The 23,029-nt window shown below is 47.7% G+C and carries 21 protein-coding genes; 15 read left to right on the forward strand and 6 right to left on the reverse strand.

Features of this window, described 5'->3' with window-relative positions; all coding sequences use genetic code 11:
• Nucleotides 1–108 precede the first annotated feature (108 nt).
• Nucleotides 109–843 (forward strand): substrate-binding periplasmic protein, encoded by a 735-nt coding sequence (locus tag ACFQNF_RS05155; RefSeq protein WP_380186626.1) that lies wholly within the window; start codon nt 109–111, stop codon nt 841–843.
• Between the two features lie 104 nt (nt 844–947).
• Nucleotides 948–1,688 carry a substrate-binding periplasmic protein gene (locus tag ACFQNF_RS05160; protein WP_380186628.1) on the forward strand — a complete coding sequence of 247 codons (741 nt, stop codon included), beginning with the start codon at nt 948–950 and terminating at the stop codon, nt 1,686–1,688.
• Between the two features lie 49 nt (nt 1,689–1,737).
• Here ACFQNF_RS05160 and ACFQNF_RS05165 read toward each other — a convergent pair whose 3' ends face one another.
• The gene (locus ACFQNF_RS05165; RefSeq protein WP_380186629.1) at nt 1,738–2,160 is read right to left on the reverse strand and encodes a GFA family protein; all 423 of its coding nucleotides are present in this window, start codon (nt 2,158–2,160) and stop codon (nt 1,738–1,740) included.
• Nucleotides 2,161–2,339: 179 nt separating this feature from the next.
• On the opposite strand from ACFQNF_RS05165, the gene ACFQNF_RS05170 reads away from it, so the two are divergent.
• The 11 genes from ACFQNF_RS05170 to ACFQNF_RS05220 all read left to right on the forward strand — a co-directional run bounded on the left by ACFQNF_RS05170 (nt 2,340) and on the right by ACFQNF_RS05220 (nt 16,087).
• Nucleotides 2,340–3,230, forward strand: a complete 891-nt coding sequence (locus ACFQNF_RS05170; protein WP_380186631.1) for a DMT family transporter — start codon at nt 2,340–2,342, stop codon at nt 3,228–3,230.
• A 713-nt stretch (nt 3,231–3,943) separates the two neighbouring features.
• Nucleotides 3,944–4,858 carry a glycosyltransferase family 2 protein gene (locus ACFQNF_RS05175; protein ID WP_380186633.1) on the forward strand — a complete coding sequence of 305 codons (915 nt, stop codon included), beginning with the start codon at nt 3,944–3,946 and terminating at the stop codon, nt 4,856–4,858.
• Nucleotides 4,859–4,864: 6 nt separating this feature from the next.
• Complete coding sequence (locus ACFQNF_RS05180; protein ID WP_380186635.1) at nt 4,865–5,638, forward strand: polysaccharide biosynthesis/export family protein; 774 nt, start codon at nt 4,865–4,867, stop codon at nt 5,636–5,638.
• A complete protein-coding gene (locus ACFQNF_RS05185) occupies nt 5,635–7,605 on the forward strand; it encodes an exopolysaccharide transport family protein (protein WP_380186636.1) in 1,971 nt (656 codons plus the stop codon). Before ACFQNF_RS05180 ends, ACFQNF_RS05185 begins: the two co-directional genes overlap by 4 nt.
• Before the next feature lie 9 nt (nt 7,606–7,614).
• Nucleotides 7,615–8,814 carry a glycosyltransferase gene (locus ACFQNF_RS05190; protein ID WP_380186637.1) on the forward strand — a complete coding sequence of 400 codons (1,200 nt, stop codon included), beginning with the start codon at nt 7,615–7,617 and terminating at the stop codon, nt 8,812–8,814.
• Entirely contained in the window at nt 8,801–10,087 is a 1,287-nt protein-coding gene (locus ACFQNF_RS05195) for a cellulase family glycosylhydrolase (RefSeq protein WP_380186639.1), read from the forward strand. Before ACFQNF_RS05190 ends, ACFQNF_RS05195 begins: the two co-directional genes overlap by 14 nt.
• Nucleotides 10,087–11,355, forward strand: a complete 1,269-nt coding sequence (locus ACFQNF_RS05200; RefSeq protein ID WP_380186641.1) for a glycosyltransferase family 4 protein — start codon at nt 10,087–10,089, stop codon at nt 11,353–11,355. The genes ACFQNF_RS05195 and ACFQNF_RS05200 overlap by 1 nt, the downstream gene beginning before the upstream one ends.
• Nucleotides 11,339–12,445 (forward strand): glycosyltransferase family 4 protein, encoded by a 1,107-nt coding sequence (locus tag ACFQNF_RS05205; protein WP_380186643.1) that lies wholly within the window; start codon nt 11,339–11,341, stop codon nt 12,443–12,445. The genes ACFQNF_RS05200 and ACFQNF_RS05205 overlap by 17 nt, the downstream gene beginning before the upstream one ends.
• Nucleotides 12,445–13,845: an O-antigen ligase family protein gene (locus ACFQNF_RS05210; protein WP_380186645.1), complete on the forward strand. Its 1,401-nt coding sequence runs from the start codon at nt 12,445–12,447 to the stop codon at nt 13,843–13,845. The genes ACFQNF_RS05205 and ACFQNF_RS05210 overlap by 1 nt, the downstream gene beginning before the upstream one ends.
• Nucleotides 13,842–14,663, forward strand: a complete 822-nt coding sequence (locus ACFQNF_RS05215; RefSeq protein WP_380186647.1) for an acyltransferase — start codon at nt 13,842–13,844, stop codon at nt 14,661–14,663. Before ACFQNF_RS05210 ends, ACFQNF_RS05215 begins: the two co-directional genes overlap by 4 nt.
• A gap of 14 nt (nt 14,664–14,677) precedes the next feature.
• Nucleotides 14,678–16,087 carry a lipid II flippase MurJ gene (locus ACFQNF_RS05220; RefSeq protein ID WP_380186649.1) on the forward strand — a complete coding sequence of 470 codons (1,410 nt, stop codon included), beginning with the start codon at nt 14,678–14,680 and terminating at the stop codon, nt 16,085–16,087.
• Nucleotides 16,088–16,098: 11 nt separating this feature from the next.
• On the opposite strand, the gene ACFQNF_RS05225 is transcribed toward ACFQNF_RS05220, so the two are convergent.
• The 3 genes from ACFQNF_RS05225 to ACFQNF_RS05235 form a co-directional block, all read right to left on the reverse strand.
• On the reverse strand, nt 16,099–16,863 hold the full coding sequence (locus tag ACFQNF_RS05225) for a substrate-binding periplasmic protein (protein ID WP_380186651.1): 765 nt from the start codon (nt 16,861–16,863) through the stop codon (nt 16,099–16,101).
• 173 nt (nt 16,864–17,036) lie between these two features.
• Nucleotides 17,037–17,774: a dienelactone hydrolase family protein gene (locus ACFQNF_RS05230; RefSeq protein WP_380186652.1), complete on the reverse strand. Its 738-nt coding sequence runs from the start codon at nt 17,772–17,774 to the stop codon at nt 17,037–17,039.
• 333 nt (nt 17,775–18,107) lie between these two features.
• Nucleotides 18,108–19,766, reverse strand: coding sequence for an electron transfer flavoprotein-ubiquinone oxidoreductase (locus ACFQNF_RS05235; RefSeq protein WP_380186654.1), 1,659 nt, complete (start codon nt 19,764–19,766; stop codon nt 18,108–18,110).
• 274 nt (nt 19,767–20,040) lie between these two features.
• On the opposite strand from ACFQNF_RS05235, the gene ACFQNF_RS05240 reads away from it, so the two are divergent.
• A complete protein-coding gene (locus ACFQNF_RS05240) occupies nt 20,041–20,406 on the forward strand; it encodes a hypothetical protein (protein ID WP_380186656.1) in 366 nt (121 codons plus the stop codon).
• A 78-nt stretch (nt 20,407–20,484) separates the two neighbouring features.
• Here ACFQNF_RS05240 and ACFQNF_RS05245 read toward each other — a convergent pair whose 3' ends face one another.
• Together ACFQNF_RS05245 and ACFQNF_RS05250 are read right to left on the reverse strand one after the other, a co-directional pair.
• Complete coding sequence (locus ACFQNF_RS05245) at nt 20,485–20,946, reverse strand: type II toxin-antitoxin system RatA family toxin (RefSeq protein WP_380186659.1); 462 nt, start codon at nt 20,944–20,946, stop codon at nt 20,485–20,487.
• Nucleotides 20,947–21,036: 90 nt separating this feature from the next.
• A complete protein-coding gene (locus ACFQNF_RS05250) occupies nt 21,037–21,957 on the reverse strand; it encodes a LysR family transcriptional regulator (protein ID WP_380186661.1) in 921 nt (306 codons plus the stop codon).
• A 323-nt stretch (nt 21,958–22,280) separates the two neighbouring features.
• On the opposite strand from ACFQNF_RS05250, the gene ACFQNF_RS05255 reads away from it, so the two are divergent.
• Nucleotides 22,281–23,027 carry an electron transfer flavoprotein subunit beta/FixA family protein gene (locus ACFQNF_RS05255; RefSeq protein WP_380186663.1) on the forward strand — a complete coding sequence of 249 codons (747 nt, stop codon included), beginning with the start codon at nt 22,281–22,283 and terminating at the stop codon, nt 23,025–23,027.
• Nucleotides 23,028–23,029 lie beyond the last annotated feature (2 nt).

Raw genomic sequence — 23,029 nt, forward strand, 5'->3', positions numbered from 1 at the left:
AAACCCCGGAAGCAATTCCGGGGTTTTTTCTTGGCCGATCATCAGAGCGATTCCGTATTTATTGGGCTAGTCTGATAGCTCTAAGTGAATGCGGGGCAGAGGCTGGCAATGAGAATCGCTCTATGTTTATTACTCTGTATTTTATATAGCACGACGCTATATGCAGACGAAGTCACTGTTTTTGCCAGTGATGATTACCAACCTATCACTTTTAGAAATGAGCAGGGCAAAGAAGAGGGCATAGCGTATGCGCTTATTAAACATTATGAGCAATTAAGCGGTAATAAAGTTTATTTAGATATGGCATCTTGGAAACGATCATATTCACTGGCAGAGAAAGGCAAGGGCGGCATTATTGGTTTATCCAAAACCAAAGCGCGGTTAGAAATATTTGATTATTCTGAGCCTTTTTATGAGTCGATTGTGGGGCTTGTGGTTAAAAAAGGTCGGGAATTTCCTTTTAATTCAGTGGCAGATTTAAAAGGAAAACTCATTAGCGTTACCAATGCCGCTAGTTATGGGGAAGAATTCGATCATGCGCGGCTTGCCGGCTTGTTTTACGTTGATGTGAATTATGCATCTGATGTTCGTCTTAAAAAGCTGCTTTATGATCGGGTAGATTGTGCTGTGGTAAATAATGGTGATCAGGGGTTAGAAGTCATTTTAAAAAAAGATCCTGACTTATTGAATAAACGTGATCAATTTGTTTATCTGCCCAAGCCATTAGTACGGGACCCACTCTACCTTGCTTTTCATAAGTCAATGAAGATGCAAGGCTGGTTAACAGCGTTTAATCGCGCCATTAAAGACGCAAAGCTAAAAGGGGTGATACCTAGCCCCTGATTGTTTTGTCGTTTAGTCGGCGCTTTATAATCATGGCTAAATTTAAAAACAGGATGATCTGCTAGTCTGGATGAAGCATGGGCTGATGGCATGAGGAGGGGAATATGAAGTATTTGAATCAACTCTGGTTTGTACTGCTGATTACGCCGCTTGCCTATGCTGAGGCACTTACGATCTATGCTAATGAGGAATACCGACCCATTATCTATAAAAATGCTCAGGGGCAAGCTTCGGGTGTTGCTTATGAGTTATTGCTGCGCCACGAGCAACAGACGGGCACTAAAGTGACTTGGGAAATGGGCTCCTGGCGGCGGGCTTATGAATTAGCATTAAAGGGCCGCGGTGGCATTGTCGGGTTATCTAAAACAAAAGAGCGCTCGGCAATATTTGATTACTCCGATCCTTTTTTTGAAGTTGCAATTAGCATTGTGGTAAAAAAAGGCAGAGAATTCCCTCTTCATTCAGTAAACGATTTAAAAGGGAAATTAGTGGGCGTCACGAATGGTGCCAGCTATGGGCCGGATTTTAATTCAGCACTTGCTCAGAAAATATTTACTGCTGATTTTAATTATTCATCCAGCGCTCAGTTTAAAAAATTACTGCATGATCGCGTGGATTGTCTGGTACTTGCTACCGGACGGCAGGGGCTTTTGCTGGCTTTAAATGCAGACCCGGAGTTACAAGCTTATCGTGAGCAATTTGTGCTGCTAGAGCCTCCTCTAGCTTATGATCCCTTATACCTTGGGTTTCATAAATCAATGAAGATGAAGGGTTTTCTTCTTGAGTTTAATAAAACAATTAAAGCTGCCAAAAATAGTGGCTTGCTGTTAAAAGCCAAAAATTAATAGAAATAGCGAGAGAATTGAGTGTTATTTCAAGTCTCTCGCCCGGCGCTTATGTTTCGCTTGGTGCATCTGAGGCAAATACCTCAGCTTCAGTCATATTATGGGTATGATTGGCAAAGTCATAAAAAGTTGGTTTTTTATCGATGAATATCTGATGATCAAAGACCAGATCATCCCGCTCATCAAATAGGCCGACCGGTATAATAAACTGCTGTTTTTCCTTTAACAGGTAAAATAAATGGCTGCCGCATTGCTTGCAAAAGCCACGTTCAGCCCATTCAGATGAGGCGTAGCTGTTGATTGCGTCTTTTCCTGTGAATACCACTTCACTGCCACAATCGACGGCTAAAAGCGGGCCGCCAGTCCATTTTCTGCACATTGCACAGTGGCAAGCCCCTACTTTATTACTCATTGTTTTAGCGCTAAATTGTACTGCGCCGCATAAGCATGCGCCTTTGTATTCTGTAGCCATGATGCGCTCTCGATAAGGATTGGAGTTCTAATTCTATCTCTTTGCGTAAATTTCATGTATGTATTTTGTATGAATAAAGCGCTATTTGCTATTTTTAAAGGTCAGAGAGAGCAATACACAATAGCCAGTGGGGGTAAATCATTGCTAGTCTTGGCTTTCTCAAATAAGGAGGGTTTGTTTTGACTCAACAGCAAAAAGCGTATGCCTGTGGTTTGGCTGCTGTTTTGGCATGGTCTACAGTGGCCACTGCATTTAAGCTTAGCCTTGCGCATTTAAGCTCCGCTCAATTATTACTTTATGCCAGTGCCGCTTCATTACTCGCACTATTATCCATTTTGTTTTGCCAAGGGCGTTTAAAAGAGCTACTGCCTGCTTTTTTTAAAAATTGGCGTATTTCTTTAGTGTTTGGGATTATTAATCCTTTTGCCTATTATTTGATTTTATTTAAAGCCTATGCCTTATTGCCTGCTCAAGAAGCTCAGGCAATTAACTATACATGGGCTTTAACAATGACGTTGTTGGCTGTGCCATTTTTAAAACAGGTGTTGAAAAAGAATGATATCTGGGCTGCTTTATTCTGCTATACGGGGGTGTTGGTTATTGCTACACGGGGAGACCTACTCCATTTAAATTTTTCAAATTTAAATGGAGTAGGTTTAGCCTTAATATCTACTTTGTTGTGGGCCGTATATTGGATTTTTAATACTAAAGATCAGCGTGAGCCTGTATTGGGTTTAGCACTTAATTTTGCAATTTCCCTGCCTGTTACTTTGGTTTGGTGTGCGATTCATGGTGAGTTAACTCATGTGAGCTGGCAAGGCTTGGTGGGGGCCGCTTATGTGGGGGCATTTGAAATGGGCTTTACTTTTGTATTGTGGCTGTTTGCCATGAAGCTCACAGAGAGCACGGCTAAAATTGCGAATCTTATTTTTTTATCTCCTTTGATTTCATTGTTTTTCATTTGGTTTTTAATTGGTGAGCATATTTTTATTTCTACTTTGTTTGGTTTGGGTCTTATTTTATTAGGTTTGCTGATCCAAAAGCTGCCACGTTCAGAAAGGATAAGCTGACTTCCACTTGTTTTAAGGTGCGGTGCCATGCTTGTTTGTAGCCACATAGACCGATGTTGGCTGAGTTTTTTAGCGCTGAATGTGGATGATTGGCTCATTGCCTATGGTTTTTCTATGTGAAATGATGCACTTTTTCTGTGCTTTGCACTGTTTTTATTGGGTTTTTTGTTGGTAATTTGCCGATGGATGGTGCTTTTTGCATTTATTTTATTTATTGAGTAGCGACTAGGTGAGAATCTAGTCGCTATTTTTTTTATTTTTTCTTTATTTTCTAAAGGAAGATTGGTATTTGACTATTCTATTTGTTGGTACTTCCTTTATGCGTAATTGATTTTATTTTCGTGTAAATCAATGAAAATGTGTGATTAGGTTCACATGTTTTTTTGATTGATTGTCTTTTTCTTTCGCTATGGTTTCTTACTTATTACGTGGTGCTTTTTATTAATATTAGAAAATAATAATTTACTGTTTTTACTGGTATTGATAATATTGAATTATTTGCTTGTTGCTGAGAGGAAAGGTAATTATTTCTATGCTTTCGTAGTGTATATAAGGTAAATTTCTATTCTTTGGTTCTAGCGTTCCTTGCTATATTGTTAGCTAGGTATTTAATGATTTATTAAATAATATGCATTAATTTTTTAATTAAAGTATTGTTTTATTTTTTGTTAAAGTTTTTTTCAATTCTTACGTAATGTGTTGGAATTAATATCATGATTCGTACTGCGCTTATATTACCTGTTCGTAATGCGGGGCCCTACCTGGATCGTTTGCTACCTGCTTTGGCAGAGCAAACACTTAAGGTTGATGAGTGGTTGGTGATTGATAGTGAATCTTCAGACGATACCGTAGCGCGTTTTTCTGCGGCAGGTGCAAGAGTTGAAATAATAGACGCAAAGCAATTTAATCATGGCGGCACAAGAGAGTGGGGGCGTAAGCAGCTTAATGCCGATATAATTATCTATATGACGCAAGATGCGATTCCTGCAAATCCGTATGCCTTGGAGAATTTACGCGATGCTATTTTGGCAGATGACTCGATTGCCGCAGCTTATGGCCGTCAATTGCCAAGATTAGGTGCTGATGTGTTGGAGGGGCATTCACGTAGTTTTAATTATCCTGCACAAAGCCGAACCAAACGATTAAGTGATGCGCCGGAATTAGGAATTAAGACATGTTTTAGCTCCGATTCATTTGCGGCCTATCGCAATGTGGCGCTTGATACCGTTGGTGGCTTTCCTTTGGACATTATCGGCACTGAGGACGCCTATGTGGCAGGAAAAATGCTATTAAATAATTGGGGTGTTCGTTATGAGGCCAGTGCAGAGGTTTACCACTCTCATCACTACACCCTATTGCAAGAGTTTCGCCGTTACTTTGATATTGGGGTGTTTTATGGCCGTGAATCATGGATAGGCGAGCTGTTTGGTAAAGCAGGCAGTGAAGGGAGACGATTTCTTGCATCTGAGCTGAATGCTCTATCGCGTGCCGGGCAGGGTTGGCGTCAACCGGAGGTCATGCTCCGGGTGGTGTGCAAGCTAGCAGGCTATCGTTTAGGGCATATAGAAAAATATTTACCTCGCTATGTAAAACGCCATATCGGCATGTTTGCGGGCTACTGGAAATAATCGTTTATGAAAAATAGTACCGTGCTTTGCATGCTTTTATTCTGCTTAAGCGCTTGTTCCACTCCTAGTAGCCTGTTATTGCCTGAGCAAAGTGTATTAGACGAGCGCCGTATTGAATTTCATGACATCAGTCAACTTCCCCCTCCGGTCACCCGAATTATGAATGGGGATACCCTCAGGATTGTGAGGGATGCACAAACGCCTGCTGAAAATGACGAAATGGTTTTGTTCTTTGTTCGCCCGGATGGCACATTTTCCTATCCGTTTGTAGGTTTACTTCAGGCCGCTCAACGCTCGCCTGAAGAAGTTGCTAAGGAAATCAGCGATAAATTGTTAGCTATTTATCGTTATCCCAAAGTCACGGTCAATATCGCCATTGCACCAGGAAACCGCGTTTTTGTTGGCGGTGCGGTGCGTAACCCTTCGGCTTTTGAATTAACAGCTGCAGCCAGTATTGAGCAGGCGATTATTGGCGCGGGCGGTATTTTACCCACCGCAGACAGCGAGCATATTGCTTTACTGAGAATGGATGCCACGGGTTTGTATCAGGTTTACTTTACTGATTTCAGCCAGTTTTTGCTGGCTAAGCCTCAGCGCCGTGGGGTGATGCTACAAAGAGGTGATATTGTTTTTGTGCCTAAATCTGCTTTAGGCAATGCCATTGAAGGCGTGGATTTGTATTTTAACCAGCTGATTCCTTTTTCTAAGGGAATCGGGATTGGGTTTAGCTACGATTTGAGTAAAAGCTCAGGCTCAAGCACCACGGTAAGGTTGCCATGATAGAAATCCGCTCTTTTCGCGATATTATTCGCCTGTTTTTTATTTTTAATAGAGAGTTTCGCTGGGCCCTCATTGCCACCGTTGTTTTGATTGTATTGGGGGCTTTTCTTTTACCTTCCCGCTATGTTTCTGAATCGCGTTTGCTCGTGAAGCCTGGCAGGGCGATGAGTACAGTGCCGATTGAATATAGCGACAGACAAACACTGGTTGCTCCCAGCACCCAGCGCGACCCGATTGTAGATGAAGAAAAAATGCTGACTGGCCGGCCGATTATCCGGCAAGTCGCTGAATATTATTTAAATGAAGTGAACGACACTTCTGAAAAAAATGGCTGGAAACTAGTTAAGTTTTATATCAAAAAAGGCGTGGGCGGCATCATTGATGGCGTGCGCTCTATTTTGGTATTTATTGGTATTTCTGAAACGCAAACACCCGTAGATCGCTTAGCCAGTAAATTAGAAAAGCAATTTACCGTGGTGCATGAGGCAGGCTCATCGGTAATGGAAATCAGCTTTACTTGGGATGATCCATTGATTGCGCAGCGGGTGGTTAATAAATGGATAGAGGTTTATCAAACCGAGCGGGGTAAAAAATTAGCCAATGACAGTCTTTATGGTTTTTATGAAGTAGAAAGCCAGCGTATCGCTGAGCAAATCGCGATGAACAAAACCAGAATTTCTGAAAAATTAAAAGAGATTGATGGCATAAGCAGTAAGGAAAAATTAGAAAGCCTGACCGATAGAATTAATAGAGTATCGGCACAGCGGGCGGAAGCTTATGCTGAGCAGCAGGGTTTAGAGAAAAGCATAATGAGCGCCAGCCGCAGGGCGGGTGATTTGCCGCAGGAAGTCAGCAAGGAGCGTGAGCTGGGTTTAAATCCTACTCAGCAAGATTTAAAGCTTAAATTAAGTGGTTTGGTATTAGAGCGCTTAGATAAATTAAAAAATTATCAAGATCAGGCGCCGCCGATTTTGGAGCTTAATCACAGCATTAGCGCGCTTAAAGAGCGCATTGCCGAAGAAAAAGAAAGCATACAGCGCTCTGAAAATCGCGTACCTAATGAATTAGTCACTATGCTAAAGCGTTCAGCACTAGAGCGTGATACTCGGGTGAGTGAGCTAAAAGCGCAAACGATTGCTTATGATGGGGAGTTGTTGAAGCTTAAAAAAGAAAGGCAGCGCATTTTATCTATTGATCCGGAGCTATCAGCTTTGGAGCGTGATTTATCGGTAGCAGAGAAAAATTATCGGCTTTATATCGATAGCTTAGAAAAAGCGCGTATCGATAGAGAATTAGATAATAGTCGCATCAGCAATATTGCCATTATTGAGCAAGCTACTTTTACCCCTTCGCGGGTTTTTCCTAAAAGCTTAATGATGCTGTTTATGGCGCTGCCAGCGGGTTTGGCTGTGGGCTTATTTGTGGTGTATCTCTGCTATTTATTAGATCAGCGTATTCATGATGGCGGCAGAGTAAAGAGCCATTTTGGCGTGCCTTTATGGACGACGGTGATGGAACAGAAAGACAGCGCTTTATCCGCGTCTTTTGAAGCAAGCATTTACCGGCTGTATAGCCAGTTGCCCTTGGCAACGCTTAAAGATCAGGGCTTGAATATTGGAATGACTTCTTCACGGCAGGGCGAAGGGGTTGGGTTTTTGATTGGGCAATTTCAGCGTATTTTAAACGAGCGGGGCATTCCTAATCGCATGGCCGATGATGAATGTGCTCATCCGGGCGAGGTGGTTTTGATTGATGCATCAGCTTTATTAAGCAATCAAGCTGCTTTTGTTCGCCTTAAGCAGGCGGATTTAATTTTATTGGTGGTCGAGGCGAGGCAATCCACGGTGCCTATGGTCGAAAATACGCTGTCTATTTTGAATACGGCGTTTAAAAAAGTAGATGGCATTATTATTAATCGCCGGCAATTTGAGATTTCCTCTGGATTACTCAGCCGTATTTCTCGCTAAAGGGGTTTTATGCGTATTGCATTGATTGCGCCCCTGCCGCCAGAGCAAAGTGGGATTGCTGATTACGCAGATGCGTTTCAAAACTATCTAAGCCAGGAAGGCGTAGAGATGGTTTTGCCTTTTAAAGATCAGCGTTTGGGCAGTACAGCGCAGCAAATTGATGTGCAGATGCAAAGCATTCATTGGCAGGATATGGATTTAGTCCATGCCGAGTTAGGTGGTGGGCGTAATGGTGAGTTTTTGGCTTTGGAGTGGCTGGCCCAGCACTACCCCTTGTTGCCCTTAAGCGCCACTGTGCATGATCCTGAGCGCTTAATCTGGCGGCCTCTGGGCTGGCCTAATACGCTGAGTCAATATCTGCCACGCCGTGCTTATCAGGCGCTGGTCTTGCTGTGCGATCCTTGGACATTGGCACGTGAGCGCCGCCTAGCCACAAAGCTAACCATTTTAATTGCCCTAACGGCTTTAGGCGCGTGTCGCTTAGCTTTACGTATGCGCTTGCCCGAAGGAAAGGTGCAGCAAATAGCGCATGGCAATCAGATTATTGCTCCTCTGGCACTGCCTCTGTTGCCGCCGCACGGCCCTTTAAAGTTGCTGTATTTTGGGTTTATTTATCGAGGCAAAGGGATTGAAGATTTAATTGCTGCGCTGGCTTTATTGATGGCGCAGCGCCCGGCAGCGCTTGTGGAGCTGACCCTTGCAGGGGGTACTGCACCAGAAATGACCTTTGCGAATGGCCCATCTTATTTAGATGAATTAAAAACGCAATTGCAAGCAGCAGGCTTGCCCGCCCATGTGGTGCACTGGCAGCTGGATGTGCCAACTGCAGAGATTGTGCCGCTGATTCAATCGCATCACGCCCTGATTTTGCCGTATCAGGAGTCTAAAAAACTGGCTTATCTGGGGCAGATGCGTGGCACCAGCGGCGTGCTTTCTTGGGCTGCAGCATGCGGGCGAAGTGTGATTAGCTCGGATGCCCGCTCTTTTGCAGAAGAAGTTTCTTTTGGGAATGGGGCGGTTTACCCCCAAGGCAATACGGTGGCTTTAGCTGCACTGCTGTTGCAGTTGCTGGATCAGCCAGAGCTGTTAGTACAAAGAAGCGCAAGTGCAGAGGCCTTGGGTGTGATGCGCCGCTGGCCTCGTACTGCTCAGCAGTTTAAAAAATTATTTGCGGATCAAAAGCAAGGAAAAACAAATGCGCTTGATTGATAGCTGCCTCTTCGCCGCCTTATTGGCTGGCCCGGCTTGGGGAGTAGAAACCAAGCTGCTCGCTTCAAAACCGGTGATCTGGCGTGATTTTCTAGGCGTGAATGCGCATTTTTTATGGTTTAGCCCGCAACAAGCTGCTCAACAAATGGATAGCCTGCGCGATCTGGGATTGGAGTGGACTCGCGTTGATTTGCATTGGGACAGGCACGAAGCCAAAGAAAATGAGTATTTATTTAAGCCGATTGATAATGTAGTGGATGCTTTAAAAGAAAAGCAGCTGAAATCGGTGTTTTATTTAGTAGGCTCAGCTCCCTTTGCCAGCAGTGCGCCTGCTTCGGCGAGTAATAAAGATCAATACCCCCCAAAAGATAATGAAGTGTTTGCGAAGCGTATGGGGATTTTGGCGCATCGCTATCCATCTGTGGATGCCTGGCAAATCTGGAACGAGCCTAATTTGCCTAGCTTTTGGCGGCCGGTTGAAAATGCAGCCGATTACGGCAAGCTTTTACAATCTTCGGTGCGGGTGTTAAAGCAAGTTGCGCCTAGCAAGCCCGTACTGATGGCGGGAATGGCGTATTACAGCCAAATGCCGATCAAAAAGGGACTGATGCTGGAAGAGCTGGGCAAAATGGGCGCGCTGGGCTTAGGCGCGGTGGTGGCTTATCACCCCTATAGCCAGGAGCCGGAAGGCGATGAGGTGAAAGAGCGCGATTTTATTTTGCGCACTAAGGAAATAAACCAGCGTTTGCGTTCTATGAAAGTGCCTGGAATTTGGGCGACTGAATGGGGCTGGTCCAGCTATGCAGGCCCCAAGGAAGAGCAAAATATTATCGGCGAGGCGGGGCAGGCAGATTATCTTTTGCGCCGTTTGGCCTTGATGAGTGTGTCTGATTTTGATCGGGTGTTTTTATTTGCTTTATCTGATCTGGATAGCCGGGCCGGGGTTCGGGATCGCAGCTATGGGCTTTTAAATTTGCAAGGTAAGCCCAAGCCTGCTTATACCGCTTTGTCGCGCTTTTTAAAAATCACCGGGCCTAAGCTTTTGCCGGGTGAGGCGCCTGCCTATAAAGGATCGGTGGAGGGCCTCTATAGCATTGCTTGGAAAAAGCCCGACGGCACGCATATCTGGATGTTCTGGGCCAATCAGCCCGGTAAGCTGGAGCTTGCTACGGCGGGGGAGTTCACGCTTTATCAGCCTTTAAGCGGGGCTAAAACGGTGCTGAAATCAACTCTTGCTGTAACACGTCAATTGCAAATATTGGAATGGCGCTGATGGCCACTCCATCAAATGCATCTCATGCGATCGGTGCTGTTTTGCTTGCTGCTGTGCATACGCCATTAAATATCCTTTGGACCTTACCTTATTTACCGTGGCCGACCACCAGTGGTGGCAAGCTGCGCCAATATCATTTATTGCGCACGCTGGCTAATCGCGGGCATCGTATTACCTTGCTTGTGCAAAGCAAAGAGCGGCTTTTGCCTGAAGTAAAAGCGCATTTAGAAGGCATTGTTGAGCGGCTGATTGTTTTGCCTCGCCGGCCTTTAAAACACCCGCTTACGCTAGCCGCTGCTGCATTTGCTCCCTACCCCTTATTGGCCAGTGTGAATGGCTTTGCGCCTAAGCTGGAGCGTGTGTTTGCCGCACTTTTAGAAAGTGATTGGGATGTGGTGCAAATTGAGCATAGCTATGGTTTACAACCTTTTTTGCGGCAGTTGCAGGCTAAAAGCCAGCCATTTTTACTGACCGAGCACAATGTGGAATCCTCGCTTGGGGCGGCTACTTATCAGCAAATGCCATTCTGGATGCAGCCCTATGTGTGTTTCGATCAATGGCGCTACCGTCGTTGGGAAAAACAAGCTTTGGCTGCGGCAAAGTGTGTGGCGGCGGTGACGCCTGAGGATGCGCTGCGTATGGCGCAAATTGCTCAGCGCAAAGTCGATGTGGTGATTAATGGTGTCGATACCGCCGCCTTTGCCCATGTGCTGCCTGATTTAAACAGCCAGCGTGTTTTGTTTATTGGTAACTTTGAATACCCACCGAACCGGGATGCTGTGGCATGGAGCCTTGATGAAATTATGCCCAAAGTATGGGCAGAGCGGCCTGGTGCGCGGTTTGTGATTTGTGGCTACGCCATGCCTGAAGCATGGCGCGTGCGCTGGCCAGATCCAAGAATCGAATGGTGTGGTTTTGTGCCTGATTTAACGCTGGAGCAGCAAAAATCAGCGCTCTTTTTAGCGGCCTTGCGCGAAGGTGGCGGCTCTAAGCTGAAGGTGCTGGAGGCTTTAGCCGCAGGCCTGCCCTTGGTGAGTACCTTGCAAGGTGTGTCAGGGCTGGCTTTGCAGGCGGGGCAGGAATATAAGGTAGGGCAAACGGCGTATGAGCTGGCTCAGGCGGTGATTGATCTCTTGGATAAAGGCGAGGCCGCACGTGAAATGGCCGAAGCGGGCCGCCGCTACGCCTGCCAGAATAATGATTGGCAGATCAGCGCCAGCCAACTTGAAACTCTTTACCAGAAAATAAATCATGCGGATCGGAATTGATTATCGCCCGGTAACGGCAGCGCCTTATTCGGGGATTGCTCGGCAAGTATTGGCGCTGGAGCAGGCGCTGCAAGCCGTGGGCGAAGTGCAACGTTTTACCGCAGCGCCTATAGATCACCCTCATCGCCACATTGCGCATTGCCCAGTATCGGCCAGCCCAGTGCATGGCCTGCATCGCCCGCGTGAGCGCGTGAAGTTTGAGCTTGGCTTTTTGCCGCAGGCCATTAAAGCCAGCGAGCTAGATGTGTATATTGCAACGGCCAATACCGGCTTGCCGGTGTGGCAAACGCCGCCCGATACCCGCTATGTTTTGCTGCTGCACGATGTGTTTCAGCTCACGATGGAGAATCATCACGGCAGCCGTTTAAAAGCCATGGTTTATCGGCAAATTGACCGTGTCGGAATGAGCCGTTCGGTGGCGCTAGCAGATGCGATCTGGACACCCTCGCGCTTTACCGCCTCAGAAGTAACCAGATTGTTTCCGCAGGCGGCAGCAAAAATTGCGGTGCTGCCTAATGCCGTGCCTAGCGTATTGCCTACTGAGCCATTGATCCTGCCTGCGGGAATTCCAGCGCAATACTGGCTGGTGGTGGGCACGCGTGAGCCGCGTAAAAATATTCCTTGGTTTGTGGACGCTTGGCAGGTGGCTCGCCAGCAACAAAGCAAGGTGCCTCCCTTAGTTCTGGTGGGGAATATCAATGATTTGCCTGTGCCTCAGCGCCATCTGGATGGCTTGATCGTTGTATCAGGGATTAGTGACGCTGAATTAATGGCGCTTTACGCCCGCACGGCTTGCCTTTGGCAGCCATCCTTGGCTGAAGGTTTTGGTTTGCCGGTGATTGAGGCGCTGGCTCAAGGTGCGCCGGTGGCGGTTGCCCGTGGCTCGGCGCTGGATGAAATTACCCCGTCAGATTCTCCGCGGTTTTCTCCCCACGATGGTGAGGCGCTACAACGCTTGATGCTGGATTTAGCGCTGACGCCTCAGGTAGAGGATCTCTTTGCCCGGCAAGCTTGGGCGGCGCGCTTTGCGATGCCTGCATATAGCGAGCGAGTAGGGCAGTTGCTTGCGGCTTTGCAGGGATTCACTTGATGAGTCGACTGCTGCTGGCGTTATTTTGCGCGCTGGTTTTTTCTATTCTTTTTACTTTTACTTCGGCGGCTACCATGGTGCTGGCCTTAGTGGCCATTGTGCTGGCGCTTAATATTGTAAGGCTGCCTTTTTTTGGGCTGATTCTATTTGGTTTTGTGGCAACGTTTATTCCCTATACCACGGTGAATTTAGGGATACGCGTCACGATTTCCGAGGCGCTCCTAGGCTTGGTGTGGTTAGGGGTTTTTTGGCAAATGATGCAAGGTCGTTTAGCTTGGCAGTTTGGCAAAACAGAGCAGCGTTTACGCTATTTAATGTTTTACAGCGCGCTGCCATTTTTACTCGGCCAGCTCATCATGAGTGGCGCAGAAGGCAACGGCCCGGTGAACTGGGTGCGATGGTTATTAAATTTATCACCTTTATTGCTTTTCCCCATTTTGGTAGACAATGGCTTTCGCCGCGATCAGCTGATTATTTCTTTGCTGCTCGGTTCTTTAGTGATGCTATTACTATCGGTGGGGATGTTTTTAAAAGATCACGATGCCAATACCTTTATTGTGATTTTAGAAAAACTGAAATACGCTCATCCTGAGGCGGTTAAAGATATTTTTTCGGCTAATTTTTCGCGCATGGCATCCCCTTGGGTGCATCCAAACTTAACAGGCGGCGTGCTGGTTTTATTTCTGCCGCTGGCCTTCTTTTATGCGCTGGTGCAGCAAGGCTGGCGCAGGCTGCTGGGGCTTAGCGTGGTGGTGCTGGGGGCTGCGGGGCTGTTGTTTAGCAGCTCACGCGGGGCAATTGTGAGTTTGGTCTTGGTGCTCTTGTGGCTGACCTCCTTTCGAGTGCCCTATGCAGGGCGGGTAATCGGTGTGGCACTTGCGCTTGGTGTGGGCTTAGTGTTGTTTTACCCACCATTGCAAGCACGGTTATCGACGACTTTTTCAAGCAGCAATGCCAGTACCGAGATTCGCATGGATGAATACCGCCGTTTTCCTGAGGCCATGGCGCGTTATCCCTTGGGAATTGGCTTTAAGGTTGATCCGCCACCGCCTAAAACTAATTTACTGGGCATTTCTAATTTATGGCTCAATTTTATTTATAAATTGGGCATCCCCGGCATGTGGTTGTTTATTGCGGTTACGCTGGCATGGTGGCGCGAGTGCAGGCCACAGGCCAAATTAAGTGAAATGAGCCCGGAACGGGGCATCTGGATCGGCTCGGGAGCAGGCCTGCTGGCGGCATTGCTTACCGGCCTGTTTGATCATTACTACAGTTTTACCATGGTCTTGATTGCGCTTTTTTGGCTGATGATGGCGATCAATCTTCAGTCTGCACGTAGTTTGCGGCAAAGTCGGGACCCGTTGCTGGGTGACTCGCCCTATAGGAAAACAGAAGCATGAGACATCGTATTTATCACTCCACCGCGCTGCGGGCTCGCTTGGATGTTTACGCGCAACAACTGGGCGTCACATTGACTGAGCTTGCGGATAGCTATGACTGGATGCTCGCCAATGAAGTGGCTTTTGAAGAAGGCGACGAGGCAAACCCGCGGGTGTCGATTTGCTCGGTAAATATTGAAACGCGGATCGAGCCTCCTTTGGCTCGGCGTTTTTATGCTCTGCTGCGTGATGAAATTCCCACCACGTTGGTCCCCCTCTACGGCATTAACTGGCCTACCTTTAAAGACCGCTGGCTGCGGGCTTGGGAGCAGTGTTACAACATTTTGATTAATAAAATCCCCAGCCACCATTTGCGTCTGGCTTGGCTGCGTCTGGGGGGGGCTAAAATTGGTAAAGGCTCGGCGGTATGGCGCACTACAGAGATCATAGGCATAGAAAACCTGGTGATTGGCGACGATAGCTGCATTGCATGGCACTGCCAGATTGATGCACGTGCAGGGCTGATTATCGGAGACCATGTGGCGGTGGCCTCGCATGCCAAAATTATTGCCGGTGGCCACGATTTAACCACGCCCGAATTCTGGTCAGTGGCTGCGACGATTTATATTGAAGATTATGCATGGATTGCCACAGGCGCTTTCATTGCCCATGGTGCGCGCATTGGCCGTGGTGCTGTGGTAACGGCCAATACACTGGTTAGCAAAGAAATTGCCCCGTATAAAATTGTGGGTGGCTCGGGCGCCAAAGTGATGGGCGAGCGCCCGCATGATTTGGCTTATAAAGTGGGCGGCAAAGGCCTGTTCACATTGTTTTACTAAGGATAAGGCCATGTGTGCTGAGTAGTACGCTTTTACTGACCTTAGCCACGCTGGCGGGCTTGTTTGCGGGCTTTGCCCGTGAATGGCTGCTGGTGGCGGATTGGGGCGCGGGGGCGCGAACAGATGCTTATCTGGTCGCGCTTTTTTTGCCAGAGGCATTACGTACCATGCTGGCAGGTGGTTTATTGTCTGCTGCTGCTTTGCCGCTGTGGCAGGCACAGCCCGCCCAAACACAGCCTTACTGGCTGGCTGGGCAAGTCAGGCATTTTTTATTGCTGGGGCTGGCTCTGGCTCTGGGCATCATGCTGGGTGCGCCCTATCTAGTGAAAATGATCGGGCTGGGTTTATCGGTCGCAGATGGCTTGCAAGCTACTCAGGCTTTACGTTATTTGGCATGGGTGATTCCGGGCTTGTTTTTGCAGGCAATACTGACGATTCCTATGCAGGCAAATAGCCGTTTTGTGCTGCCGGGGCTAGGTTCCTTATTGTTTAATTTGCCAGTCGTGATTTATCTGGGCTTAGCCAAAAAAGATGCCGACCCGATTACGCTGGCCCAGTGTTTTATTCTGGGCAGTATCTTGATGGTTCTACTCCTACTACCCTCTGTTTTACGCATGGGCTGGCGGCCTTGGCATCGTGCCCCACACGGCGACAATATCGCAGTATGGCGGCAACTCTGGCCGCTATTGAGCAGCAGTGCCGCCAGCCAGGGCCTCACTCTGCTTGAGCGGCTGGTGGCGTCTTTCTTGGGGGAGGGCTCCATTACCCTGCTCAATCTAGCGCGCAAACTGGTCAATATTCCGCTGATTGCCCTGATGAGCTTAAATCAAGTCTTGCTGGGAAAAATGAGCGGTGAAGGGGCTATTGCCAGGCGTAAAATGCTCGATACAGGTCTGTTGCTCTGCACACTATTAACGCTGCCTGCTGCCGTGGGCTTAATTGCGGCAGCGCCTGCTCTGGTTGACTTGCTCTTGCCTAAAGGCTTGGCACAGGGGCCGTTACCCGCCTTATTGGCTTTGTTTGCTGTGTCGATTATTTTTGGCGCATGGAATGCATTGCTTGCCCGCTATTACTATGCCGCAGCGGATACGCGTACACCTTTAATTTGCGAGTTAAGCGGCAGCGGCGTACAAGCGCTGCTTTTACTGAGCTTGCCTTATTTATTTGGGATATGGGGAATTGCTGCTGCGGTGATGGGGGGCGTGTTAAGCACAGGCCTGCTACTTTGCCACTTACTTGATAAAGCACTATTGCATAAGTTGCTGCAATGGGGCTGTTGTGCCTTGATTTTATGCGCTGCAGCGGGGCTGATTTTTTTGTGGACGGATCAGGGGCAGATTGCCCAGCTTTGTGCGGCTTCTTTGGCTGCGCTGCTTTTATTTTCCATTGGTGCTTATGGCTTTAAAAAGAATTTAATACGCTGATCAGTTTGGTTTTACTTAAACTGATCCATTTGTTTTTTATATTCCACCGATTCCCGTGCTGATTCGATGCTGTCCCATATCTTTTTGACTAAAGCCGTTTCTTGGGCAAAGAATGGTTTGGAAAAAATAAGATAATAGGGTTTTTCAATCAGTGGTAATTCTATTTTTTCTATTTTGCTGTGTAATTCTGCATCTTTGTCGAGTACGTTATCGCCTTGTAAAGTAGGCAGGGCAACTGCGGATACCCGGCCTAGAAACAATTTTTTTAAATTGATTTCGGTACTGCCATTGCTGTCATCTACTTTGAGATTAAGGCTTTTTAATTGGTCGACCACAGAAAACCCTGTTTGTGCGCCAACGATGGCATCTTGAGGTTTAAATACTTTGCCATCCCATTCTACTTTGCTGCCTTTAAGACGGTACAAGCTATAGCTATCGATGAGCATTCTTTTGCTGGTGTCGACTTTATCTGCGGCCATGGGGTAGGCCGCAAACTCTGCTCTATCTGTTTTAAAGCTGGCATTGACGGCACCATCGTAATGGCCGGTCTTTAATTCTTGTAAGCAACGCTTCCAAGGAATGGCATCGATCAGTATTTTTTGATTGATTTTTTTCTCGACCATCTCCAGCAGAATAATGCTGAGCCCCTTACGGTTTTTGAGTATCCACGGGTAGGAGTCCTCACTTTCTGTGCAGAATTTGAGCTCTGTAGCCGCTGCCTGTGTGCTGAGAAAGACGATAAGGCTGAGGGATAAGATGGGGGTGGAAAAGGGCATCGTCGGCGTCTTCTGTTTAAGTGCATCGCTCTTGGGTATAGCGCTGAATGCACTGCTCAGCAATCCCCGCTTTATTTTATTCGGGCTCGATGGTGATTACAGTTTGCTGAAAGATGACAAATCAAGACCTTATGCGCAAGGCCTTGATTTAATAGGGAAGAGCTGCTGAGGACTTAGGCTAAAACACGGCTAAATAGATCCAGCGCTAGCTGATAGCCACGCATGGCTAATTGCGCATCGTAGCGCAGGCCTTCATCACGCATAAAGGCGTGCTGGCCGTTGACTTCGTGCCAGCTGAAATTAAGCTCCGCTTCGCTTAATTTCTGGTAAACCAGTGCGCGGCCTGCGGCTGGGATATGCGGGTCTTGCTTGCCCCAGAACATCAGTAGCTCACCAGAAATATCGGCTAGTCTATCCATGCTGTGCTGGCCGGGCAGATTTGGGATCGCGTTGGAATGCAAATCGGTAGGGTAAAAGCAGGCAGTGGCTTTGACCTGGCTTTGCAAGGCCGCACGGAAAGCTAAATGGCCGCCAATGCAAAAGCCCATCGCACCTAACTGCCCATTACACCAGGGCTGATCGCCTAGCCAAGCAATCATGGCTTGATTGTCGGTGTCGTAACCCTCGACTGATTTACTCGCCTTATCGCTATTGCCCTTATCACTACCCGCCTGATCGTAGGCGAGTACCGTGCCGATAGGGTTTAACTCATGGAATATCTCAGGCACCACCACCGCATAGCCATGCCCCGCCATCAATCGCGCCGAGCGCTCTATCGGGCCGGTCTGCTGAAAGATCTCTGAATACAGCAAAATCGTCGGATAAGCCCGATCGCCTTCAGGCCGATGCACATAGCAGCGCATGATGCCTGTCGGAGTGGCTAGATCAACGATGTGTGTTTGAATGATCATGGTTTTTCCTAGGTGTAATTATAAAAACCAAAAAGGTCTGTAGGCACAGAGGGCGGTGAGAACACGGAGCACACAGAGAAACCCAATAAATACATGGGCACAGACTACAAACATCGAATCATCGTAGGGCGGGTGCAAGCCGCGTACTTTTCAGTATTGCTCGCGGGTTGCACCCGCCCTACAAAAGATTTAATGCATATCAGTGGTTTTAGTGAGCTGCGCATGGGTATTGAGTTTGCGAGGCCTAGCATCTGCATTACTTAGGTGTTTTTCTCTGAGTGCTTTGTGTTCTTCACGTTCTCTGTGTCTACAGAACTATGTTTTTATCGCGTATTACATATTCGGATAATTCGGCCCGCCGCCACCTTCTGGCGTAACCCATGTGATGTTTTGCATCGGGTCTTTGATATCGCAAGTTTTGCAATGGATGCAGTTTTGCGCGTTAATTTGCAGGCGTGGGCCGGTGTCGCTTTTGATGATTTCGTATACACCTGCCGGGCAGTAGCGGCTTTCGGGTGAGTCGTATTTGTTTAGATTCACGCTGATCGCTAAGCTTGCATCGGCTAAGTGCAAATGGCAGGGCTGGTTTTCTTCGTGGTTTACATTGGATATATAAACCGAGGACAGCTTATCAAAGCTCACCTTGCCATCCGGCTTAGGATAGTTAATCGGCGTGCATTCGTTGGCTAGCTTCAGGCAGGCATGGTCAGGTTTTTTATGACTAAAAGTCCAAGGCAGGCGCACACCGAAGCTGGCTAGCCACATTTCGAAACCACCGTACATTGAACCAAAAACATTGCCGAATTTTGACAAGGCCGGTTTGATATTTCTGACTTTATCTAAATCTTGCCAAACCCAAGAGGCTTTAATCGCTGCCGGATAAGCAACTAGCTTATCGCTGCTGCGGCCAGCGGCCAGCGCGTCGACCACGGCGTCTGCCGCCAACATGCCGCTCTTCATGGCATTGTGTGTGCCTTTAATGCGCGGCACATTTAAAAAGCCCGCCGCACAGCCGATCAGCGCGCCACCGGGGAAAGTCAGCTCAGGAATCGATTGCAAGCCGCCTTCAGAAATCGCTCTTGCGCCATAGCTTAAGCGTTTGCCGCCTTCAAACAGGCCGCGAATGCTTGGGTGCGTTTTAAAGCGCTGGAATTCATCAAAGGGGCTGAGATACGGATTGCTGTAGTTCAAATGCACTACAAAGCCAACGGCCACCAGATTGTCTTCCAAGTGATAAATAAACGAGCCGCCACCGGTGCTGTTATCTAGCGGCCAGCCTTGTGTATGGCTAACAAGGCCGGGCTGATGTTTGCTTGGCGCAACCTGCCACAGCTCTTTAAAACCGATGCCGTATTTTTGCGTGTCGGCCTGATCGCGCAAATTAAACTGCGCTTCCAGCACCTTAGTCAGGGAGCCACGCACGCCTTCGCCAATCAGCGTGTATTTAGCGTGCAGCTCCATGCCTGCTGCAAAATCAGCTTTTTGCTTGCCCGCTTTATCTAAGCCCATATCCCCCGTTACCACGCCTTTTACAGCACCGTTTTCGTGGTAAAGCACATCGGCGGCGGTAAAGCCGGGGTAGATTTCTACACCAAGTCCCTCGGCTTGTGTTGCAAGCCAGCGGCAAACATTGCCAAGGCTAACGATATACGCGCCGTGGTTATTCATAAGCGGAGGGAGCAGTGGGTTGGGGATGCGAAAAGCTTGGTCTTCATCCAGCAACATAAAGCGATCATCTGTGACCGGTGTTTTAAGCGGTGCGCCCAGTGCTTTCCAATCTGGAATCAGCTCATCCAGTGCAATCGGATCAATCACCGCGCCGCTGAGAATATGCGCGCCCACTTCTGCGCCTTTTTCCAAAATACAGACGCTGATTTCTTGGTTTGCGATGGCCGCTAATTGCTTAATGCGAATCGCCGCCGATAAGCCAGCCGGGCCAGCGCCCACAATCAAAACATCGTATTCCATCACATCGCGGGTGATTGCTTGCATGGGTGTTCCTTGTTGCATTGTATTTAACATATGGCAGGGTGTTTTCCCTGCAACAGGGGGCGCATTATCGCACAAGGCGAAGTCTTATTGACTAGCGGCGCTTTGCGTAGCATCAAACTCGCTTGCGAATAGAGTCAATAATTCGTCCTATAAAGTATTTGGCTTGGCGGGTGCTATGTCTCGCCACGATGCATAAAGCGTGTGTAATCGTTTACGCAACAGACTAAGGACGCGTACCATTGCCGTCCTTAAGCCTTACAGGCAGGATAACAATATGAATGCTGGACTAACAGACGACGAATTTGAAGCGCTTAAAGAAGTAAGCCGTGGCCTAAAAAGCAAAAGGCTGAGCCCCTTGGTATTAAAATATGCCAAGCTTCTTTCTGGCCTTAAATACGTAGATTACGGCCGTAATGGCATTATGAAAATCACCGAAAGAGGCACGCAAACGCTGTTTATGAAGCATTGCATCGATGGCTTGCGTAAAATTGCCCAAGATCCAATTGCGCTGCTGGATTCGAATGTTAAAGAGTTTTTGCTCAAGAAATCCCATATCAGCTCGATTGAAGGCGCAGTAGGCTACGAGATTACGGCTAAGGGCGCAGAGTCTTTGGCGGATATTGACGCGCAAAAAAGGTAAAACGGTTTAGGTGGGGCTGGAGCTAGCGGTTTATCTGAGCTGAACGTTATCGCTTATCAATGAACTATGCGGCTCACGTCAGAGGGGCCGTTTTATGTTTGATTCGAGGTGTCGTTTTATTGCAAATAGCCTTTTATTCATGTCGCTTGAAAAGAGGTGAGAAGCAATGGGCAGTAATAAACGACCAATAACAGCACCCTTTAATTCAAAGTGGTATGTAAAAGTTAATTTTGACCTTTGCTCGTCGATTTCCTTTACGTTCCAAGCGCCGCTGAACCGTTTAAGGGTAAATGGGCCTTTGATCATCGTGACAGCGGCTACGTGGGGGCGGTTAAACGAAATATAGCGTGAGATCATCACTGATCCATATCGGTTTTGGCAGAATGAGTCGACACCAATACCCGCTTCGTTAGCATTGCCAAGCAGATACGCTTTAGTAAGGTATGAATCCCAATCAAGGCGTTTTGCATAGTCTTGCGTTAGATCAAACACTTCTTCTTGTGGCCGATTTATCTCAATTTGGCGTTTTATGGTTTTCATAACAGCTCCTTCTTACTGCGGCATCGCCCATCTAGGAAAATCCATTTTTACCCATTCTTTTTCTTTAGCCGTAAGGTCTAAGCCTTTTTTCTAGGGCTTTAGAATAATTTGATCACTACTTGCTACCCCAGTCGCCACTTCCTTGCAGCGCTCAATAAATAGCGCCATGCCCGGCGTGACGTATTTTTGCTTATGCCAAATAAAGTGAAATTGTCTTTTAAAATCTAAGCCCGCCACGGGGATTTCTACCAGACTGCCACGCCTGAAGGCTTCTTTTAATGCCAGGCGTGAAATGCAGGCGATGCCCATGCCGGATTCCACCGCACGTTTAATCGCCTCGGTATGCTCCAGCGCCAAGCGGATATTGAGCTGAGATAACACATGGCGCATGCCGTGCTCAAACGTTTGCCGCGTACCAGATCCGGTTTCGCGGGCAATCCACGGCGTGGCAACCAGATCATCTAGCGTCACGACTGCTTTGTGGCTGAGCGGATGATCTGGCGCGGCAAAAATCACCAGCTCGTCCGCAACCCAAGATTGCGCCGCTAAATCAGGATGCGAGCAATCGCCCTCGATCAGTCCGAAATCAAGCTCAAATTCTGCGACTTTTTTAACAATATTGGCGGTGTTGTGTACGTCCAGATCGATGCGGCAGCCGGGGTGGTTTTGCATAAACTCGCCAATGAGTAGCGTGGCGAGGTAATTGCCGATGGTCAGTGTCGCCCCGATGCGCATCGGGCCAAAGCCTGCTTTACCCTCAAACAAGGCTTCTATTTCATGGGCGCGATCGAGTAGCTCGATGGCGCGCGGCAAAATAATATGTCCTAGCTCATTGAGTTGTAATTTTTTACCTATTCGATCAAAGAGTTTGATCTGAAACTGCCGCTCAAATTCGGTGAGCGAGGTGCTGGTGGCCGATTGGCTCATCCCCAAATGCTCCGCCGCACGAGAAACATTCTCTGCACGGGCCACGGCGGTAAATACTTCGAGCTGTCTGAGGGTGTAGTTCATGGGGTATCTGAGATTTGCGGCGTTAAAAACTGAAAAAGATCTGTAGACACAGAGAAAAAAGCAGCACACAGAGAACACAGAGAAAGGCTGAGTTTAAAATCGAGGCGCAGCCTGTTTAGCCTCGTTTAAATGTGTTTTTCTCGGGTTTCTCTTGGTTTTCTTGTCTTATTTCTCAGTGTTCTCTGTGTCCTAAGATTTTTGCATTGTTTATAATACATGCCTTTAAAGCATGCATATCTGGAAAATGGAATATCTTTATCAAAGATTGGTATTTACCAGATATTCTACCTTGCCCTACAATGTACGGCAAATAGGAGGGTTTTATGAAGGTTCTCGTCGCGGTTAAGCGTGTAGTGGATTACAACATCAGGCCACGCATCAAGGCTGATGGCTCGGATGTGGATATTGCTGGCGTTAAGATGAGCATCAATCCCTTCGACGAAATTGCCGTAGAAGAAGCATTGCGCATGAAAGAGCGTGGTGTGGTTACAGAAATTGTGGCTGTGACCATTGGTACGGCCGCATGTCAGGATGTTTTACGTCATGCCTTAGCGATGGGCGCAGATCGGGTGATCTTGCTTGAGAGCGATCTTGAGCTGCAGCCGCTGGGCGTGGCCAAATTATTAAAAGCAATTGTCGATAAAGAGCAGCCAGGTCTCGTGATTTTGGGCAAGCAGGCGATTGACGATGATGCAGGCCAAACCGGCCAGATGCTGGCGGCATTGATGAATGCAGGCCAAGGCGCGTTTGCTTCTAGCATCACGGTTAGCGATGGTGAAGCGCTGGTGGTGCGTGAAGTAGATGGCGGTACGGAAACCGTAGCGCTCAAATTGCCTGCAGTGATTACAGCAGATTTACGCCTGAACGAGCCGCGCTTTGTAAAGCTGCCTAATTTGATGATGGCGAAGAAAAAGCCGATTGAAACCATTGCCGCTAGCGATCTGGGTGTGGACGCCGCGCCGCGCTTAAAGCTGCTGAAAGCCGCCGAGCCTCTGGAACGTAAAGCCGGTATTAAAGTTGCAAATGTGGCTGAGTTAGTCAGCAAGTTGCGTGAAGCAGGGGTGATTTGATA

Origin of the sequence: Iodobacter arcticus, from assembly GCF_042664895.1 — a bacterium.
Classification (GTDB): domain Bacteria; phylum Pseudomonadota; class Gammaproteobacteria; order Burkholderiales; family Chitinibacteraceae; genus Iodobacter; species Iodobacter arcticus.